Below are 21,254 nucleotides of genomic sequence, written 5' to 3' on the forward strand. Positions count from 1 at the left end.
ACTATTACCCGCAATCAAGATGCAATGTTATTCTCGTCGCTCAGGCGTTAGTGTATTCTAATAGGTATTGTCAGGTTGAAATTATGATTGATGTTGGTTCGTTAGTTCGATCGCCCAAAAACGATATGGGAATCGGAAAAGTTGTCGAGGTATCACACCCCGATGCCGTAATTGAATATTTTTGCTCAGTAAAAAACCGCATCCGCAAAACTGTACCCCTCGGTTTGCTACAAGAAGCCCGACTTCAGCGCCAAACCCGCTGCTACCTCTGGAGCACAAGTCAGGAAAGATGGATAATTGGCCGAGTTTATGACTGGGATGAAGATAAATTAGAGTACGAAATTGACCTCCCCGATAGCCAAAGTTTGCAAGCTGTCGAAACCCAACTTTACGTGCGCTGCAATATCCCGATCGCCGATCCGATCGACATTTTAGCAGTCAAAGGTCAAGAAACACCGTATTTTCACGATCGCCGCTTGGCATTTGTCCAATCTGCGATCGAACAGCGCGCCGTCAGCCGTGGTATGACCGGATTAATCTCTGCGAACATAGACCTGTACCCGCACCAAGTTGAAGTCGTGCGGCGCGTCTTAGAAGACCCAATCGTGCGCTATTTATTGGCAGATGAAGCAGGATTAGGCAAAACAGTAGAAGCTGGGACAATTCTCCGCCAATTTCTACTGGACGATCCCAACGGGCGCGCTGTGGTTATCGCTCCCAAATACCTACTCGAACAGTGGCGGCAAGAATTAGAAAATAAATTCTATTTGTCTCATTTTGCCGATCGAGTGCAGCTTGTTTCTCTTACCGAAATCAATCAAATTAGCCGCAACGCTAACCTCGATTTTCTGATTGTTGATGAAGCACAGGATTTGGCGGCAATGGCTAATTCGGGCGATCGCAATCAGCAACAATCCTTTGAACTCTGCCAGAAAGTCGCTCACAAAAGCAAAAACTTATTGTTATTATCAGCAGCGCCAGTCGTCGGCCGCGAGCAAGATTTTCTAACGATGTTGCACTTGTTAGATCCCACAACCTATCGTCTTGAAGATTTGGAAAATTTCAAGGAACGAGTACAAAGCCGTCACGAAATTGGTCGTACTTTACTGGATTTTCGAGAAACAACACAGCCTGCTGTTTTGCAAACAAAACTTGCTGAACTCCGCACTCTTTTTGCTAAAGATGATTATTTAATCGGATTAGCAAAGGAATTAGAAAAATGCTTGAAAACCGCAGATACTGAAGAAAAATCTCGCCTAATCCGAACTATTCGCACCCACGTTAGCGATACCTACCGCCTCCATCGCCGGATTCTCCGCAATCGCCGAGATGCGGTGGAAGATGTAATTTTCGATCGCGATACTGTCCCCAAAGCCGAGTACGATCTGAATGACGAACAGTGGTCAGCAATTCAAACTGTACTCGATAAATGGCGCGCTGCTGCTCCCAAATCTAGTGAATATCAGAGAATTTTTCTGCTATTTTTCCGCGCTTCCGGTACTTGGCTGAATGTTTTGGAACGGGTGATCAAAGCTCGTTTGCAGAAGAAATCAAGTCCAGAGCTCGATCGCGATTTTGGACAAAGTGACACGGCGATTTTGACTCGAACTGCGCTGTTTTCCGAAGAAAGGGAACTTCTCGAAACCTTACTCAACACCGTGTCAAAGGTCGAGGAAGGGTTCGATCGACTGGGTTTGTTACGAATCGCAATTTTGCGATTTTTGGCAGTTGCTTTGAAGGTTCCGCGCGAGTATCACACCAATCCTCGCGATTTGCTCTCCAGAATTCAACAGCAAATTAAACGACCGATTCCGGGCGAGCGTTTCCCGAAAATTGTAATTTTTACCAGTTTTACGGTAACTTGTCAAGAAATTGCGGAGAATTTAGCTAAAATCTTTGGTAAAAAGGCGATCGCCAGCCATGACATGGCCAAGTCTGCGGATGATGTGGAGGATAGTCTGCATCGGTTTAAGACTGAACCGCATTGTTTTGTCTTGGTGTGCGATCGATCGGCAGAAACAGGCGTAAATCTGCAATTAACAGATTGGTTAGTCCACTTCGATGTACCGTGGTTTCCCAACCAGTTAGAACAAAGACTCAGCAGAGTCGATCGCATTGGTAGCAAAATGGGAGTCCAATTTTGTTTGTTTGCAGGCCCGGATATGCCCGACAGTCCCCACGAAGCTTGGTTTCAAGTCTTGAAAAACGGGTTTGACATCTTCAACAAATCTATTTCCAGCCTTCAGTTTTATGCTGACAAAAAGCTCATTCAACTTGAAGAAAAGTTGTTTACTGAAGGAGCAAAAGGCTTATCAAGCGAACTTGAATCGATTAAAACTGAAATCGAACAAGAGAAAATCAAAATCGATGAACAGTACGCTCTCGATGAAATAGACACACTCGATGACAGCGCATCTCAGTATTTTGAATCCCTCGACAACTGCGATGCAGGCCATAAAGAAATGCAGCGGGCGGCGGAAGGTTGGCTGTGTCAAGCTCTCCACTTCAAACAAGTCGAACATCCGAGTATCTCTGGTTTGATGCGCTATCAACCTACTCAAAAAACCTTAATTCCCTCCAAGGATTTGACAACTCGATTAGTTCCCTATTGTCAGCAATACGGTAGTTACAATCGGCGCATTGCTCATCAAAATACCGATGTGGTTCTTTACCGAACTGGCGAGGGATTAATTGATGCACTGGGCGCTTATGTTCGCTGGGACGATCGGGGTCAAGCTTTTGCGATGTGGCGCCACGATGAAAGTTGGGATGCTGCGGAAGGGAAGGAATGGTTTGGCTTCCAATTTAATTATTCAATCCAGACTGATGTGGAACCTGCCGCTCTAGTTTTACAAGCGCAAAACATCGAAAACTACAACTTGAAAGCTTTGCAGCGGCGCGCTGATGCTCTGTTTTTGCCAACTTTTGAAACGGTGTATGTAGATGCTCGCAGCGAACAAATGTCTCTGGTAGAAGATGCGGAAGTTCTGGCAATTTTGCAGCGGGGTTATAAGGGGAAAGGCGGCCCGAATCGGGATTACAATTTGTCGAAAAATCGTACTTCGATGATTGATAGTTTTGTCGATCCGCTGGATTGGGATGATTTTTGTCAAAAGGGGCGGGTGGTATCTGAGGAATTGCTGCGCGGGCGTGAGGCTTTTGTCGAAATGTGCAATAATTCCGCTATCAGTGCTGCAATTCAACTTGAAAACCGGGTGAATCAATTGCAATTACGTTTGAATCGACTTTCTAAATCGGCACAACTTTTAGAATCGGTTTTGGCTGATGAAATCAGTACGGAAAGTGCGTTGAGTCAAGCGGTTTTAGCGGGAATTCGCCGCCCGCACCTGACTCTGGAGTCTGTGGGATTTATTGTGATTTCTGGGCGTGCTCCTGTGAAATCGGAGGATGAGGGATAATTTAGCTATAAATTCAAAAGAATACGCAGTCTTTCCTCTACCATTATTAATGTTGTTGGAGAGACTGTGCCCCACAGTTCAAAAAGTCTAAACCATCCTCTAAAGTGGTGTCCCAGAGCGATCGTTCTTCAAGTTCTTCTTGCCAAGCTTCGGGGTTATTGCGTAGAGCAATATAAGCTTGGTTTGCTGCTTCTAAAAACTGTTGTCTTCGGTATTGTTCGATTGCTTGTTCGAGAACTGCTTGGATTGATTTGCCAGAGCTGGCAGAGAGTTCTGCGAGGATTTTATAAAATGTATTGTCGATCGTAACTGTAGAAGTTTGATTCATATTATTTTTTTACTCACCAAACGTTACTTTACTATTATAGGGCTTACTGAAAAAGTCCACAAATCAAATCTAGGTGCCAAACAGCTTGATAAATGGGAGATTCGGAGATGGGTTCCAAAATTTACTCCACAATTTTCCAGCGAAATCCAAGGATTTTGAGCAGAAAAACGTCATAACCTTGCACTTTTTTGTGTTCAAAAATCTTGAAACCCTTGGCAGTCATAGCTTCTAGTTCTATTCAGCAAGCCCTATTATAGCTCGTATTGAAGACACATTTTGCTTAAGCGACTCGATACAGATGACGGCAACTCTTAACTTGACCGATGTTTTGCCTTCTAAACAAAAACTTTACCGCAGTGCAGGGATAAGTTCGTCTTGCGGGAAGATTGCACCTCGCTTTTCTAGTTCGTACTTTGCATCTTCATCAAGTCCGACATTGTTACCAAATCGAGCACTTTCTACTTTGGCGGTGCTCAGGTTTGTTGCCGTCAAATTAGCATTGTGCAAATTGGCATTGCTTAAATTAGCATTGCTTAAATTAGCATTGCTTAAATTGGCATTGCTCAAGTCTGCATCGCTCAAGTCTGCATCGCTCAACTCGGCAGTCCACAAGTCGGCATCGCTCAGGTTGGCACCGCTCAGGTTGGCAAAGATCAGGTTGGCAAAGATCAGGTTGGCACCGCGCAGGTTGACAGCGCTCAGGTTGAAACCGTTCAGGTTGACACCGCTCAGTTTGGCACCGCTCAGGTTGATACCGCTCAGGTTGACACCGCGCAGGTCGGCACGGATCAGGTTGACACCGCTCAGGTTAGCACCGCTCAGGTTGACACCGCGCAGGTCGGCGCCACTTAAGTCAGCGCGACAAAGTTTTATGTTTGTTAGTTTAGCATTGCTTAAGTTAGCCGAACTCAGATCAGCACGACTCAAATCGGCATGATCTAAGTTTGCACCGCTGAGATTGAATCTACTCAATTTGCAGCCAACTGCTTTAACACTACTTAAATCAGCTCCTGCTAAATCTTCATCTGGATTTAGACCAGCCTGTTTCATCAATTCCGATAAATTATCTGTATCTGCTTCAAGGATTTGTTTGATGTCATTTGCAAGCGATTCAGACTCACTAGAGTTAGGAAGTTGCGATTGTCGTCCCTCAAATTTAGTCGGTTCAGACTCACTGGTATTAGGAATTTGCGATTGCGTCGTTCCACTCGCAATGACAGGATTATGTTTGAGTTCCGATTGCGTCGTTTCAGTCGCAATGACAGAATTATGTATTATCTGAGTCTGTCGCGCATAAAATTTAGTCAGTCGCTTTTCTTCGCTCCAAGCAACAAACGCAATTCCCCCAACTACACTTAACCCTACTGTCAAAGCTGGTGGATTTCCTCCTGTCAGCAACAGCATCCCCAACAAACCAACACCAACTTGAGCCGTTTGCTTTACTAAAGAATTTAATCCAGCTTCAGCTTCTTGATAAAGACTAATTTGTTTGCGGTTGACTAAAGTCATATCAAATATCTCCTAGGGATTATTTTTCAAATCTTTTAAATCTGCCCAAAATCGACCAATGATTCGACCTGCGAGAACTATCCACAACAAAAAATCAGAAGCTACAATAATGAAACAAGCATAACGAGATACACCCCAAGGGCTTTCTTGCAGACAAATATCGAAACCTGAAAAATCTTTACCGATAATAATTTCACCGATTAAACCGGGAAGCTTTAAAATAATACCGATCGCGATCGCATCCTGGATTGATCCATAAACTGTTCTCCCAAGTTTACCCATCAACGCATAGAACACCTGATCGACAATCTCTAAAACATTCATCACTACGTTTTGTATGAATGTACCCGATCGCGTACTGACTGGAGGAGATTGTTCTACAGCAGTTGGACTTGATTGGGATGCTGTCGGTGGCGGAGTTGGTGGCGCAGTCATTACGGCACGGTATAAAGTTATATCAATTTTGATCGCACTTTATATATTTTATCACAATACACTTGGGTTAACAGGCTAATTGCTCAGGATGCACCGCACTTGATTGAGAAGCAACCTAGTCTTTGCGATCGCCTTCTCTGCGATCCCAATGACAAAAAAGCGTTAACCCAAGCGTATTTACCTCTAACCATCGCCCAAAACTGTGAAACGCTTCACTCTACTAAACCTCCTCAAAAATCGCTCCCCGTTGCTGTAAATTCAGCTTCACATCCTCCGCAAGTCCGGCGTTATTCCCAAACCTGGCTGACTTGACATTCGCACCGCTGAAATTAGCATTTGTTAAGTTCACTTCGATCAGATTTGCGCCGCTCAAATCTGCACCGCTGAAGTTAGCTAAAGCCAGACTGGCGCGGTACAAATCTGCGCCACTCAAATCGGCATTTCCTAGGAAAGCGCCACTCAAATCTGCACCGCCGAATTTGGCGTTTTGCAGGTTGGCGTCGCTGAAATCGGCATCGTTTAAGTTTGCACCCCGGAAGTTTGCCCGATCGAGCTTTGCACTGCTAAAATCAACTGCACTTAAACTCGTTCCCAGCAAGCTACCACCCGCGAAATCCTCTGCTGGATTGAGATTAGCAATTTTTGCCAGTTCGCCAAAATCATCGGTTTTAGCGGAAATAATGCGATCGACCATTTCCTGCAATTCCGATTCAGCCTGCGCGACAATTTCCACCTCTGGCTGTTCCACCGCAGGCAAATTGTAGGATAATAGCGCCCAACTGAGAGCCGGTTGGAGCTTATTTACTAAATATACAGTCAAGACTCTTGCTAAAACCGAATGTTGATTTGGCGTAATATCATGCGGCCACAAACCTTCCGCATCTGTGAGATAAATATCTTCTTTCGCAACTTCAAAAATCGCTGTAATCCGCAATGGTTTCGCGGGAAAACTCCCAATTTTAACACTTTTTAGCAAACCTTTTAATACTGGTTTGCCTCGTTTTAATGCAAAAATCCAAGTAGGCTTTGTATCGTCGCCGATTGTGGAAATGTAACAAAACGTGCAATCAGTTTCCTGGATTTTTTCCAAATTCTCGCTGTCTGGAACTTCCCGCAGACTTTCGGTTAACAAAACTTCTGTAGTGCTTTGGATTGGCGACAGCTTGAAATCTCCGACTAACTGACGCGATGCTACGGGAATTTCGCAGTTTTCCAGATTTAGCTGGAGTGTCCCGCCTTGCAGACCAAATTTAACCCGGCCGCCGAGCAGAGGTTCCCAATGCTCGTTAAAATTGAGGCTCAAGTGAATGTCGAGCTGCTGGGTTTGGGCTGCAACCGATGGTAATGGAATTGCTTCTAATTGCATCCACAAGCAATCTGGGTATTTGTTGTGAGACTCTAGCGATCGCATATCGGGAGAAGTGCTGGCTCTGCCAGACTGTGATGGAGATTTTGACGAGTGCTTCATTTCTAATTTATCATAATCCGGCAATTTTTTATATGTGATGATTGTGATAATTTCTCATTGGTTGGTGATGTGCGCGGGCGGGCGCTATGTTGATTGGTTGGTGATGTCGGCGTGGCGCCCGTTACATTAAATTGTTGAGGAGTTCGTCGATCGCACTTTTGGATTATATCATCAAAGGCGATCGCACTCTTCACCTTTACTCACGTATTTGCGCCGGAAATACCGTAGATAAATCGAGAGACAACTCTGGAAAACCTGGAATTACCACAAACTCATTCGGCAAAACCACTCGTTTCACTCGATAATCGAAACCACCTGTTTGTTTCTGATAAGGTTCGCTGTACATTTCCAGTTGAGGCTCTACCAAATTAAATATCCAATAATCAGCAATCCCAGATTCAGCGTAGAGAGATAACTTGGTTCTCTGATCGTACTTCAAAGTAGAATCAGAAACCTCAATTACCAAAAATATATCAGCATTTTCCGGGTGAGAAGATACATAATTGTCAGAACGATGGCGGGCAATCACCACATCAGGTTCTGGTTCGCTATCAGTAGGCAAAATAATCGGTTCCTGACCGCGCACGCAAGCACGTCTTGCCATCAACACGTACAATTCTCCAAATAACAGCGAGTTACAAACCGAGTGAAGCCTACCTTTAGCAGCCATTTTGATAATTTCTCCGCGAATCAATTCAAATCGAGCGTCGGATTCAAAAAATCCCAGTTCTGCCAAACGGTGATATTCCGTGATCGAGAATCGTTTTGCAGTTACGGCAGTCATAGCTTTTATTCCTCTCTACAATTACCAACATTCCCATTCTACTCGAAAATCCCGCCCCGCGTCCTCAACTCAATTTTCACCCCTTCCGAAATCCCCAAACAACCAATAAACCTCGCGTTTTCCACTACCACATTTTTCAAATCAGCGCGGCTCAAATCAGCACCATTTAAATTCGCACCGCTCAAATCAACACCGCTCAAATCAGCATTTTTGAAATCAGTATTTGTCAAATTTGCATTTACCAAAAGCGCATTCGGCAAATAAGCACTGCTCAAATTTGCGCCAGTTAAATTTGCACCACTCAAATTTGCCCTCGGCAGCTTGGTTCGCAAATCTGCACCGCTCAAATTGGCGCTGCTGAGTTCAGCATCGCGCAAATTAGCATTGCACAAAGTAGCATTAATTAAAATAGCAGAACTCAGCAAAGCACCGCTGAGATCTGCCAAGGTTAAATCTACGCCCTGGAGGTTGGTTTCGCGTAAATCCGCGCCGTTAAAATCAGCGTAGTGCAAGTCAAAACCGCTTAAATCAGCTCCGGCAAAATCCTCGACTGGATTCAAACCAACTGTTTCTGCAAGTTGGAGAAAATTATTATTTTTATCGGTTAAAAACAGTTCCCGCACGATCGCCAATTGCTGCTTTCGGTACTCGTCGGCCTTCTCATAATCCGCTAAATACTTGTAAGCCAGCTTCAAACTCTTCAGGGAATTGCGTTCAATACGATCATCCTTATGAGCACGCGCGATCAACAATTGCTGCTGATAACACTCGATCGCACCGGGCAAATCGCCATTCCCATCGCAAGCTAGGGCCAAATTCCCCAAAGCTTCCAACTCCCCGCGAGCATCCTCCGTTTCCCGCGCGATCGCCAAACGCTGCTGCTGGTAATCAATAGCACCAGAAAAATCTTCAAGGGCACAGCAAGTATTGCCCAGATTTCCCAAAGCATTCGCCTCGCCCCGGCGATCGCCAATTTCCCGCGCTAACACCAAATGCTGCTGATAACAGTCGATCGCGCGATCGTAATTTCCCAGCGCCTCGTAAGCAACACCCATATTACCAAGCGCCGCGCCCGATCGGCGTTGATCGTCAATTTCCCGATAGAGGGCCAGCGCTTGCTGCCAAGAATCCAGCGCCGCCTCAAATTGGTGCGCCTGATATTGCGAAATCCCCTGCTTGATTAGCTCGCTAGCTTGTTCAGTCATACTGTCAAAATTAGTTAATAACTCAAATTGATAGTAATCGACTTGAAGGGGTAATTGGTAATCGGTAATTGGTAATTGCTAATCAGTAATCGGTATCCATCCCACTCTCCCACTCTTTACCCTGAGCGAAGCCGAAGGGCCATCTCCCGATGCTCCCGCATCCGTATTTACAAGTCCGTGCCCAAAAAAAAGACAAAAAAAGAGAGAGCTACCGAAGTAACTCTCTCTGCCATCAGGGTGCATCTACGTAACACAATATAACACGATAGCAGTGAGGGGTGATACCCCTAAGTGTGAAGTTCTTGTCAAGAAATGTCTATTTAATTGTAAAGTTACCATGAAGCGGAAAAGGCAGATCGCGCGGCGGACTCAGGAAAAACCGATCGCCCGCCGCTCTATCCGCTACAAAAAACCCCTTAACGAATGCTTGGCCTTAACCGTTAAGCTTGGCTGCCAGCAACTCATTGGTCACTTTCGGATCGGCCCTGCCGCCCGTTTCCTTCATCACCTTACCGACGAAAAAGCCCAGCAGCTTAGTTTTGCCAGCCCGGTACTGTTCGAGCTCCTTGGGATTGGCGGCTAATACTGCATCGATCGCGCGATCGATCGCCCCAGTATCCGAAATTTGAATCAAACCCTTACTCTCAACCAACTTTTGAGGCGAACCACCGTTGGCCAGCAACTCCGGCAAAATATCCTTAGCGATTTTGCCACTGATCGTGCCAGCATCAATTAGCGCCAGCAATTCGGCCAAATCCTGCGGTTGAAAAGGAATTTCTGCGATCGCCAGTTTCTCATTTTTCAGATAAGCAGTGATATCGCCCATCACCCAATTCGCAGCTTGTTTAGTAGCAGCACCCGCGGCGATCACCCTTTCAAAATACTCCGCCACCGCTTTGTCGTCAGTCAAAACCCGCGTGTCGTAGGGAGAAAGAGCGAGATTAGTTTCGTAGCGATGGCGCTTTTGGGCCGGCAATTCCGGCAGTTGAGCTTTCCAATCCCGTAATTGATCTGCCGAAACTTCGATCGGAGGCAAATCCGGTTCCGGGAAATAGCGGTAATCGCTCGCACCTTCCTTGAGTCGCATACTGAAAGTACACTGCTTGTTTTCATCCCAAAGCCGCGTTTCTTGGACGATGGTTTCGCCATTTTCGATAGCTTGAGTTTGCCGCTCAATCTCGTAATCGATCGCCCGTTCGATCGCATTAAAAGAGTTCATATTTTTAATTTCCACCTTAGTGCCGAACTCTTTTCGGCCAACCGGGCGCACCGAAATATTCACGTCGCACCGCAGGGAACCTTCCTGCATATTCCCGTCGCCAACACCGATGTAGCGGATAATCCGGCGGATTTCTTGACCGTATTCGGCAGCTTCCGCGCCCGATCGCAAATCCGGTTCCGAAACAATTTCAATTAAAGGCACGCCGGCGCGGTTATAATCCACCATTGAATAGGTAGAACCGCTGAGGCGATCGCTACCGCCGTGAACCAATTTCCCTGCATCTTCCTCCATGTGTAAGCGAGTGATTCCGATTTGTTTTTTAGTAGAATTGCCCGCTTCGTCCACCAGTTCAATTTCTATTGAACCGTGAATGGCGATCGGCAAATCGAACTGAGAAATTTGATAATTTTTCGGCAAATCGGGATAGAAATATTGCTTGCGGTCAAACTTACTGTAAGGTGCAATTTGACAGTTGAGAGCGAGTCCTGCTTTCACCGCATATTCCAGGACTTTTTCATTTAATACTGGCAGCACTCCCGGCATTCCCATACAAATTGGGTCAATGTTAGTATTTGGAGCATTGCCAAATTCTGTAGAAGAACTGGAGAAAATTTTAGTATTCGTACTCAATTGACAGTGAGTTTCGAGACCGATAACAGCTTCGTACTGAGTTTGGTTTTTTATCGAAGAGGATGTAGCAGCAGTCATACGCGACCTATAAAGACTGAATAACTTTACATTTTATTTTAGCTTTTTATTGACGAACTGGCTTGAGATTATTTGTAGGGGGTTGGGACAGTTTCATTAGTGTCAACCAGAGTGAAACCTTTAACAAATCTCTCTGATACCCTAGTCTCTATTCCGTCGCATCCCAAAAAGACCCAGTTAGAGGCTCTTGTACCCCGGTTGGGAAGGGATTAGGGGGATCTGCGACCATTTCCCCGACTTGCGCCAAATAATTCACCTTTCTGGTTGCTTGTGGGCCATCAAGCTTCTCCTGCTGGAGATTGGCACACCCAACGCCTGCGCTACAGATTCGAGAGAACCGACACCCCGATCCCCGCCGATATTCTTTCGATCGCCCGAAACCACAACCCTGTGCAAAAATATACTCAACGCCCGATTTCGCCCGATCTCGTCCGCAGGCTTGCCCAGGATACTTTTTCCTCGATCGACTGAAATTGCCGATCGGCAGGCCAAACCCTAATGCCTGCCATCTTTAATAGCGCCGCCCGCCTCCAACGACCGGCTCCGCGCACCCATAAAAAATTTCAAATGTATAATTTAATAGGAATTTACATATTTTTAGTTTTTTATTTTTAATTTTTAATTTACCAATAAATAGTTTCCCAAGTGTCAAAATTATGAATGAAACTCCACTGGAAAGTGACGCACTGTTTCAGAACAGCATCAGTGAACTAGAGCAGGCAGAATCTGCTCTCGAACTTGCTTGGGACGAATTCGAAAAACAAACAGCAAAAACTATTGCTCAGATAGCCAAAGCCGACCAAGCAAACGCACAGGAGATCAGCGAGGGATTTGCCAAAGCCAAGCAACTGCGCCAGCAACTTCAAACTAAAATAAAACAAGCCAACTCGCGGCGGGAATTTCACTTAGAAAACTCGCCATTGGCAGTTATAGAGTGGGATAGGGAAGGTCGGGTAGTGCGGTGGTCGCCAATGGCCGAACAAATATTTGGCTGGAGTGCAGCAGAAGTAATCGGCAAATACTGGCACGAATTGTCAATAGTTTATCCAGAAGACTTCGATCGAGTGTACGAACTCACAAATCAACTGTTACAGAACAAAGAACCCCGCACCGTTTCCTGCAACCGCAACTATACCAAAGATGGCTCGGTAATTTACTGCGAATGGTACAATTCTGCACTCATTGATGAATCTGGAACATTAGTTTCAAGTTTCTCTTTTGCTAGAGACATAACCGAACACCACCGCACTCAAGAAGAACTTCACCAGCGCGAACAGGAATTTAGCGCACTAGCCGAAAATTCTACCGATATCATAGCGCGGTTCGACCGACAACTGCGCCACCTTTACGTCAACAAAGAAATCGAACGAGCCACCGGAAAACCCCCCTCAGAATTTATCGGTAAAAGTAACAAAGAATTAGGAACTTCCCCCGATATTTGCAACCTGTGGGACGAAGCCTGTGTCAAAGTTTTTCGCGTTGGGAAACAAGAAACTATCGAATTTAATTTTCCCACTCTCGACGGGACAACATACTATCAATGTCGAATTATTCCAGAATTTGCTAAGGATAATTCAGTAGAAACAGTTTTAGCGATCGCCCGCGACATCACAGAAATCAAACAAGTCGAAGCTCAGTTGCGCCAAAGCGAAGCTCGATTTAGGCGCGTAGTCGATTCTAACATGATCGGGATTATTTTTTGGAACATTAACGGCCAGATTACCGATGCCAATCAAGCTTTTTTAAACATAGTAGGGTACACGCGAGACGATTTATTTTCCCAAAAAATTGGCTGGCAAACAATGACACCGCCAGAGTACCGCAGCATCGATGAAGAAAAACTTGCAGAAGTGGCAGCTAACAACATAAATACCCCTTTTGAAAAAGAATTTATCCGAGCTGACGGCAGCCGCGTTCCGGTGCTGCTAGGCTCTGCATTGTTAGAAGGATCGCAGGAATTTGGGGTGAGTTTTGTGCTGGACGTGACCGATCGCAAACAAGCCGAATTTGAGCTGCAAAAACAGCAAGAACTTTTAGAAAGCATCATTAAAACTATCCCCAATTTTCTGTATATATACGACACAGAAGCACAGCAAAATATCTATGTAAATGTAGCAGTCACAGCGATGTTGGGCTACACTCCCCAAGAATTGCAAGATAGGGGTACAGAAGCTATCTCCAGCTTAATTCATCCCGATGATATGCCGAAGTTAATTGCAGGTATGCAGCGGCTGGAAAACAGCACAAACCCCCACGAAACCGATGACATCGACTACAGGATCAAACACAAAAATGGAGAATGGCGCTGGGTTCACGATCGCTCGACTATCTTCAAAAAAACTCCCGATGGAAAAATGAAGGAAGTAATCGGTTCTGTACTCGACATTACCGATCGCAAACAAGCCGAAGAATCCTTAAAACAGCAAAACGAATTGCTGCAAACAATCTTCGACAACGTGCCAGTCATGCTGACATCCTTAGATGCCCAGGGTGAATTAATCTTGGTAAACCGCCACTGGGAACAAGTGCTCGGCTGGAGTTTTGCAGAAACCAAAAACCGCGATATGTTGACAGAATTTTATCCTGAGCCGGAATACCGCCAATACGTCTTGGACTTCCTGCAAGCAGCAACTCAGAAGTGGGGCGACTTCAAAATTAAAGTTAGAGACGGGCGAATTATCGACACTACTTGGGCAAATGTTCGCCTCTCCGACGGCACACTTATCAGCATCGGTCAAGATATCAGCGATCGCAAGCGAACCGAAGCAGAACTCAAGCAGCTCAACGAAACTTTAGAAACTCAAGTAGCGCTGCGTACCGCCGAATTAGAGACTTTTTTTGATGCTTTACCCGATCTTATTTTTGTGGTAGAACGTGAGAATATGCGCTTCTCTTTTGTCAACTGGCGTCTTGCCGAATTTTCTGACTTAGACAGCAAGCAGCAGATGCAGGGCAAAACTATCTATGAATGCTATCCAAGGCAACTTGCAGAACGATTTTACTTGGAAAATATGCAAGTATTTGTATCGGGCCAGACGATTCACTACCAGGAAAATTTTGTGGTTGCGGGTGATACTGTTTATTTTGACACTTTTAAAATTCCTCTCAGGAATCTCGACGGCGAGGTTTATGCTTTAATTGGCACTGCTCGCAATGTCACTGAGTTGATAAAGACGAAACAAGCTTTGTCCCAACGCACGGAGCAATTAGAGGCTGCCAATCAAGAATTAGAATCTTTTGGATACTCGGTTTCCCACGACCTCCGCGCTCCTTTGCGCCACATTTCAGGTTTTGTTAATGCTTTGAAACAGCGGTTAGAATCAACTGAGGTCTTGAACGATCCTAAAATCGTTCATTACATCGAAATAATTGAGGACAGCAGCCAAAAAATGAGCTTGTTGATTGATGGTTTGCTGGATCTTTCGCGGGTGGGGCGCACTGAGTTAATCAACATTCCGATCGATCTTGCCCGTTTGGTGCAAACTGCGATTAAATTGAGTAAACCCCGGACTGTGGCAGAGCCGGTCGAAACTCCCGACAGCAAAGTTGAGTTTACCGTCGGAGATTTGCCGGGGGTGATGGGAGATCCAACCTTGCTGCAACAGGTGTTCAGCAACTTGATCGACAACGCTGTCAAGTTCAGCCGCGGACGCACTCCGGCTATAATAGTGATTGATGCTTTACCTGACGGAACTATTTTTGTCAAGGATAACGGGGTAGGTTTTTCGATGGAATATGCCGATCGGCTGTTTGCAGCATTTGTGCGGCTGCACTCCCAGAGAGAATTTGAAGGTACGGGCATCGGTTTGGCGATCGTCCAGCGGATTATTCACCGCCACGGCGGCACGATTTGGGCGACGAGCGTACCTAGTCAAGGAGCGACATTCTACTTTAAACTAAGCAAATAATCTCAAACGGTAATATAAATTCGCAACTTGCCAGTATAGTCATAAATGCAGAATTTGGAACTATTATAAAGTTAAAGAAGTCACACTATGTTCTGCAATCCCTCGGTTGCGAGGATCAAATAAATGTGTTGAGAGCCGATCGAAAATATTTATAAAGATAACTAAAAAAAACGAGTGAGACTTACTCAGACTTCCTTTGAGAAATGAATAGATTTAGCAAAATAAACCACCTTCAAAAACTCCATAATTCCGTATGTTAGATCACGAACAGACCAATTATTTACTGAACCTGGTAGCGGAATCAACATTAAACTTGTTGATTGTCGAAGACATGGCAGAAGATATGGAATTAATAGTGCTAGCCTTAGAATTGGGGGGAGTAAATTTTAATTGCGACACTGCCGAAACAGCAACAGAATGCAGACAACTGCTGCAAAATTGCCAGTACGATGCTGTGCTGTCAGATTACCGCCTCCCAGGTTTCAACGGTTTAGAAGTGTTGAAATTAATGCAGGAATTAGGGCAAGACATACCCTTGATTTTAGTAACGGGAAGTTTGGGAGAAGAAGCCGCAGTTGAGTGCATCAAAGCCGGAATGACCGATTTCGTATTAAAAGGGCGGCTGTTTAGGTTGCCAACAGTATTAGAACGATCGCTCCAAGAATACAAAATGCGTCGCCAGCAACAAGAAGCGATCGCCCAAATTCAGCGGCAAGCGACTCGTGAGGCGATCATTAACCGCATCGTCCAAGCCATGCGCGAAACCCTGGTACTCGACGAAGTGCTGCAAACCACCGCCGACCAACTGCACGAAGCTCTCGAAATCAGCGGCTGTACGATCTTGCAGCCAGATGCCACAGGCGGCATCATAGTTCGCTACATCAGCTCATCAGCAGACAAACAACGACTCATCGGGCTAAATTGCGAATTTGCCCAACACTACCGAACATCCCTCGCGGCCGGAGAAACCCTCGTCCTCGATGAGTTATCGACTCTGTGCCCGTCCCTGCAAGCATCAGCAGAGTTTGTAGGGTTTCGCGCAGTGGTGATCGCACCGCTGCTTTACCAGCAGTCATTTTTGGGAGGAATTGGTCTCTATCAGTGCGATCGCGCGCGCTCTTGGAGCGCCGAAGAACTATCGCTAGTCAAAGCCATAGCGGATCAATGTGCGATCGCGATCCACCAAGCCGAACTCTACCAACAAGCCCAAACCGAACTCGCAGAACGCAAGCGCGCTGAAGCAGAAGTCCGCGGCATCCAGCAGCAGCTAGCCACAATGGCAGCCAACATTCCCGGCTCAGTCTACCGCGCCGTAATACATCCAGACGACACAATGTCCATGCCCTACGTCAGTCCGGGCGTGCGCGAAGTAACTGGGATTGAGGCCGAAGAAGTAAAGGCGCGTCCAGAACTGTTGACCGAAATCATTCATCCCGACGACAAAAGCTTGTTTAACAGCAGCGTAGCAGCATCGAGTGCCAGTCTCCAGCCCTGCGATCGCCAGTACCGGATCGTTCTGAGATCTGGTGAGGTCAAGTGGGTGCAAGATAGCGCCAGATTTTCCAAAAACGAAAACGGTGACATAATTATCGACGGAGTAGCCCTCGACATCAGCGGACGCAAACTTGCCGAATCAGCGCTACGGGAAAGCGAACAGCGCTTTCGATCGCTGATTGAAAACGCCACAGACATCACGATCATTATCGACGGCAAGGGCATCTTCCGCTACATCAGCCCTTCCGTCAAGCGAATTTTAGGCTACGCACCCCACCACGCGATCGGGCGTAGCGCCCTAGGGACAGTTCACCCAGACGACTGCGCCGCGATCGCCCAAACCCTCCACAAAGCCCTTGAAAACCCCAAAAGAAGCCAGTCCCCAGTTGAGTATCGAGTCCGCCACCGCAACGGTTCCTGGTGTTATGTAGAAGCTGTAGCTACCAACTTGCTGCACGATCCGGCAGTCAATGGCATCGTGATCAACTGCCATGACATCACTCAGCGCAAACTCGCCGAAGAACAACTGCTGCACGACGCTTTTCACGACTCCCTCACGGGATTGCCAAACCGATCGCTGTTTAGCGCTCGCCTGGAACACTCTCTGAGGCTGGCAAAACGGCGCAAAGACTACTTGTTTGCCGTGCTGTTTCTGGATTTAGATCGATTTAAAGTAGTCAACGATTCCCTCGGCCATACGATCGGCGATCAACTGCTAATTGCGATCGCGCGGCGTCTGGAAACTTGTCTCAGAGTCGGAGATACAGTCGCCCGCCTCGGAGGAGACGAGTTCGTGCTTTTACTCGAAGACATCGACGGCATAAATGAAGCTACCAGCATTGTCAACCGCCTGCAACAGAAAATCACCTCCCCCATCCTGCTAGACGGACACGAAGTATTTATCACCGCTAGCATCGGCATTACTTTGAGTTCTGATGAATACCTGGAACCGACAAACCTGCTGCGCGACGCCGACACCGCCATGTACCGCGCCAAACAACTCGGCCGAGCCCGACACGAAGTTTTCAACAGTTCCATGCACGCCCACGCTTTGCGACTGTTGCAGCTAGAAAATGACTTGCGGCGGGCGATCGAATCAATTAGAGACCAAGCCATAGAACAAGAATCTACTCCATGCGCGCGATCGACCTTACCTCCCTTATCCGCAGCCCCCCAGTTTATCATTCACTATCAGCCGATCGTGTCGATCGCCAATAACACAATTACCGGTTTCGAGGCTCTAGTGCGCTGGCAGCATCCAGAACGCGGCTTAATTTCCCCAGTCGAATTTATTCCCATCGCCGAAGAAACCGGATTGATCGTAGCCCTCGGCCGCTGGGTACTGCGCACAGCTTGCCAGCAAATCCGTGAGTGGCAGCAACTATTTCAAAATAACCCGCCTTTGAGTGTCAGCGTCAACCTTTCAGTCAAACAGTTTTCTCAGCCAGATTTAATCGAATATATCGATCAAGTTCTCGAAGAAAGTCACCTCGACGGTAGCAGTTTAAAACTAGAAATTACCGAAAGCGTACTCATAGAAAATTCCGAATCAGTAACAGCAATGCTAGTGCAGCTTAGATCCAGAAACATACATTTGTGCATTGACGACTTCGGCACCGGATATTCATCCCTATCCTACCTGCACCGCTTCCCCACCAATACCTTAAAAATAGACCGCTCTTTTGTCAGCAGAATGGGAGGCGAGTTCGACCTCGGTAAAGGAAGCATTGATCCCACAGAAATTGTGCGATCGATCGTTACTTTATCCCACAATTTAGGCATGGATGTAGTAGCCGAAGGAGTCGAAGAAGCCTCGCAACTATCTATACTCAAAGGATTAAAATGCGAGTTCGCCCAAGGATTCTTTTTCTCAAAGCCAGTAGACTCTCAAACAGCAGCAGGTCTCATCCGACAGCAAGCAGAAAATCAGAATTTGCTGACATTTAGTTTGTGAGAAAAAGGCTATTGAAAAAACATGGCACTTTGTGGGCCCCGTTTCAGCATAAAATCTTAAAATATTTTAAAGCTGTCCCTAACTCTAGCGTCAGTTAATAACTACGGCATCGAAATCATTATGGCTATTGGCTACCTCGCCCTCGTTCTCCACGCCCACCTGCCTTTTGTCCGCCACCCCGAAAGCGACTACGTTTTAGAAGAAGAATGGCTGTTTGAGGCGATCGCAGAAACCTATATTCCCTTGCTGCAAGTCTTTGAAGGGCTAAAACGCGACGGCATCGACTTTAAGATTACCATGAGCATGACACCGCCATTGGTGTCAATGCTGCGCGACCCCTTGCTGCAAGACCGTTTCGACGACCACTTGGCCAAACTCGAAGAACTAGCGGATCTTGAAATTGAACACCACAGCGGCAACGGTCATCTCCGCTATTTAGCCGAACATTACGCCGCCCACTTCTCTCAAGTTCGCAATTATTGGGAAAAGTGCGATCGAGATTTAGTAAAAGCCTTCAAAAAATTCCAAGATAGCAACAACCTCGAAATCATGACCTGCGGGGCCACCCACGGCTACTTACCGCTAATGAAAATGTACCCAGAGGCAGTTTGGGCGCAAATACAAGTAGCCTGCGAAAGCTACGAACAAAACTTCGGCCGCCGACCAAAAGGTATTTGGCTGCCCGAATGCGCCTATTACGAGGGCTTAGAGAGGATGTTAGCCGATGCCGGTCTCCGCTACTTTCTCACAGACGGTCACGGCATCCTCTACGCCCGCCCGCGTCCCCGCTACGGTAGCTACGCCCCAATTTTCACCGAATGCGGAGTCGCAGCATTTGGTCGGGATCACGAATCATCGCAGCAAGTTTGGTCTTCCGAAGTCGGCTATCCCGGCGCGGCCGAATACCGAGAATTCTACAAAGATTTGGGTTGGGAAGCCGACTACGACTACATCAAACCCTACATCATGCCTAACGGCCAGCGCAAAAACACCGGGATTAAATATCACAAAATTACCGGTCGCGGATTAGGTTTAGGCGACAAACAGTTATACGATCCCTACTGGGCAAGGGAAAAAACAGCCGAACACGCTAGCAACTTTGCTTTCAACCGGGAACGGCAAGTCGAACACCTCAACGGGATTATGCAGCGTCCCCCGATTATTGTATCGCCCTACGACGCGGAACTTTTCGGTCATTGGTGGTATGAAGGCCCTTGGTTCTTAGATTACTTATTCCGCAAGAGTTGGTACGACCAAAATACCTACGAAATGACGCACTTAGCCGATTATTTGCGAGGAAATCCGACTCAACAAGTGTGCCGTCCATCTCAGTCTAGTTGGGGTTTCCGGGGTTTCCACGAGTATTGGCTGAATGATACTAATGCTTGGATTTATCCGCATTTGCACAAGGCTGCGGAACGGATGATTGAGTTGGGGAACATGGAAGCAGAGGACGAGTTGCAGTTGCGGGCTTTGAATCAGGCCGCGCGGGAAGTGTTGTTAGCTCAGTCGTCTGACTGGGCGTTTATCATGCGTACAGGGACGATGGTGCCTTATGCGGTGCGGCGGACGCGATCGCACTTAATGCGCTTTCACAAGTTGTACGATGAAGTGAAAGAAGGTAAAGTCGATTCCGGTTGGTTGGAGAAGGTTCAGGAGATTGATAATATCTTCCCTGAGATTAATTATCGCGTTTATCGATCGCTCTAAGCAAACTTCGAGTCAATTTTCGACAGATTAAAACCCGCCAGCGCGGGTTTTTTATTTAGTCCTGTTTTCGCGGGCTGAAAATCTCCGTATTTTAGTTGTGTTGGGCGATCGTTGGAAATCATGGCGTAAAATTGTAAACTGCGATCGGCTTTTACAAACTTTATTCAATATAATCCCTATTTTACCATATCTGTAGGCGCGGGTTTGCCCAGATATTTGCCACCTAACGACAAATAATAAAAACCCGCCCCACCCCACGCAGAAGTTAACAATTAATTTTAATTTAACCGTTACGCGGGGAAGGTTTATAACAGTTATCAGTTGGGTTGAGGCGGGTTTATGAATGTTATCGATGGGTGACAAAATTCATCGGTGAACCCACCTCTACAAATTCTACTAATTCATAATGTAAAAGCATTAACATTGTGGCTGCAATTGTCTCCATTGCATAAGTTGTACCATCTTGATCAGAAAATTCTACCTCAAAAGCACTGCCCTCGAATTCCATCACCACTGTTCCTACTTGTCCTTTATATAATTTAATGCTTTCTTTTGTTTCAAAATGGGTTGCTTCTAAGTCTTCAGTTAAAGCAACAATATCTAGGTCTTTAATTGTTTTCATTATTTTTACCTCACTTTTTGATGGGATAACAATTTGTTAATTTAGGGAAATTTTCACCTGTTCGGATGCTCCAAGCTGCTAGAATCAGAGATTCACCTACTTCGGTTTGAAGCCAGAATTTCATGTTGTAATGTGTTCCGTATTCATTGGTTTTCCGAATAATAACATCTTCGTTGATAGCAGCTTGTTTTACAGCCTGTTTGAGCGGTTCAGCATTTTCTAGGGTAATGCCTAATTTGCTGGCAAACAAAATAGCTTTATTTTTTCCCTGTTCGTGATTTAGATTTAGAGAATATTCTTCTATTTTATTGCCTAAATCTGCTAGATGACCATTAGGCAGTTTCACTATGAATATTTTTTTACTGGAGTTTAGACTAAAAAACGATCGCATCTAAAAGTAGCTGCCTTGGAAGATCCGGCAAGCTGTTGCTCAAAAACTCAAGAGAGAGAAGGTTAAATAGCCAATCTTGAAGACTTTTTGCGTCGAG

Annotated in this window: 14 protein-coding genes; 5 read left to right on the forward strand and 9 right to left on the reverse strand. The window is 46.1% G+C overall.

Translation table 11 applies throughout. The features are described 5' to 3' along the window. Window positions 1-83: 83 nt before the first annotated feature. Complete coding sequence (dpdE, locus tag K4039_RS10825) at window positions 84-3,419, forward strand: protein DpdE (RefSeq protein WP_265235185.1); 3,336 nt, start codon at window positions 84-86, stop codon at window positions 3,417-3,419. A gap of 46 nt (window positions 3,420-3,465) precedes the next feature. On the opposite strand, the gene K4039_RS10830 is transcribed toward dpdE, so the two are convergent. From K4039_RS10830 to gatB, 7 genes are all read right to left on the reverse strand, one after another. Further along, a complete protein-coding gene (locus K4039_RS10830; RefSeq protein ID WP_265235186.1) occupies window positions 3,466-3,747 on the reverse strand; it encodes a hypothetical protein in 282 nt (93 codons plus the stop codon). Between the two features lie 348 nt (window positions 3,748-4,095). After that, window positions 4,096-5,256: a pentapeptide repeat-containing protein gene (locus tag K4039_RS10835; RefSeq protein ID WP_265235187.1), complete on the reverse strand. Its 1,161-nt coding sequence runs from the start codon at window positions 5,254-5,256 to the stop codon at window positions 4,096-4,098. A gap of 12 nt (window positions 5,257-5,268) precedes the next feature. After that, window positions 5,269-5,691 carry a hypothetical protein gene (locus tag K4039_RS10840; protein ID WP_265235188.1) on the reverse strand — a complete coding sequence of 141 codons (423 nt, stop codon included), beginning with the start codon at window positions 5,689-5,691 and terminating at the stop codon, window positions 5,269-5,271. A 220-nt stretch (window positions 5,692-5,911) separates the two neighbouring features. Then, a complete protein-coding gene (locus K4039_RS10845; protein ID WP_265235189.1) occupies window positions 5,912-7,159 on the reverse strand; it encodes a pentapeptide repeat-containing protein in 1,248 nt (415 codons plus the stop codon). 196 nt (window positions 7,160-7,355) lie between these two features. Then, window positions 7,356-7,943, reverse strand: a complete 588-nt coding sequence (locus K4039_RS10850; RefSeq protein WP_265235190.1) for a Uma2 family endonuclease — start codon at window positions 7,941-7,943, stop codon at window positions 7,356-7,358. 38 nt (window positions 7,944-7,981) lie between these two features. After that, on the reverse strand, window positions 7,982-9,148 hold the full coding sequence (locus K4039_RS10855) for a pentapeptide repeat-containing protein (RefSeq protein WP_265235191.1): 1,167 nt from the start codon (window positions 9,146-9,148) through the stop codon (window positions 7,982-7,984). A gap of 433 nt (window positions 9,149-9,581) precedes the next feature. After that, window positions 9,582-11,078, reverse strand: coding sequence for an Asp-tRNA(Asn)/Glu-tRNA(Gln) amidotransferase subunit GatB (gene gatB, locus K4039_RS10860; protein WP_265235192.1), 1,497 nt, complete (start codon window positions 11,076-11,078; stop codon window positions 9,582-9,584). A gap of 270 nt (window positions 11,079-11,348) precedes the next feature. On the opposite strand from gatB, the gene K4039_RS10865 reads away from it, so the two are divergent. The 4 genes from K4039_RS10865 to K4039_RS10880 all read left to right on the forward strand — a co-directional run bounded on the left by K4039_RS10865 (window position 11,349) and on the right by K4039_RS10880 (window position 20,144). Continuing rightward, entirely contained in the window at window positions 11,349-11,549 is a 201-nt protein-coding gene (locus K4039_RS10865) for a hypothetical protein (RefSeq protein WP_265235193.1), read from the forward strand. Between the two features lie 185 nt (window positions 11,550-11,734). Beyond that, a complete protein-coding gene (locus K4039_RS10870) occupies window positions 11,735-14,986 on the forward strand; it encodes a PAS domain S-box protein (RefSeq protein ID WP_265235194.1) in 3,252 nt (1,083 codons plus the stop codon). Between the two features lie 253 nt (window positions 14,987-15,239). Further along, entirely contained in the window at window positions 15,240-18,434 is a 3,195-nt protein-coding gene (locus K4039_RS10875; RefSeq protein WP_265235195.1) for an EAL domain-containing protein, read from the forward strand. A 120-nt stretch (window positions 18,435-18,554) separates the two neighbouring features. Further along, the gene (locus K4039_RS10880) at window positions 18,555-20,144 is read left to right on the forward strand and encodes a glycoside hydrolase family 57 protein (RefSeq protein WP_265235196.1); all 1,590 of its coding nucleotides are present in this window, start codon (window positions 18,555-18,557) and stop codon (window positions 20,142-20,144) included. Between the two features lie 346 nt (window positions 20,145-20,490). Here the strand turns inward: K4039_RS10880 and K4039_RS10885 are convergent, their stop codons facing one another. Continuing rightward, a complete protein-coding gene (locus K4039_RS10885) occupies window positions 20,491-20,766 on the reverse strand; it encodes a DUF4926 domain-containing protein (protein WP_265235197.1) in 276 nt (91 codons plus the stop codon). A gap of 10 nt (window positions 20,767-20,776) precedes the next feature. Beyond that, window positions 20,777-21,112 carry a DUF6883 domain-containing protein gene (locus K4039_RS10890; protein ID WP_265235198.1) on the reverse strand — a complete coding sequence of 112 codons (336 nt, stop codon included), beginning with the start codon at window positions 21,110-21,112 and terminating at the stop codon, window positions 20,777-20,779. Window positions 21,113-21,254: the final 142 nt, after the last annotated feature.

Origin of the sequence: Lyngbya sp. CCAP 1446/10, assembly GCF_026130175.1 — a bacterium.
GTDB lineage: Bacteria > Cyanobacteriota > Cyanobacteriia > Cyanobacteriales > Microcoleaceae > Microcoleus.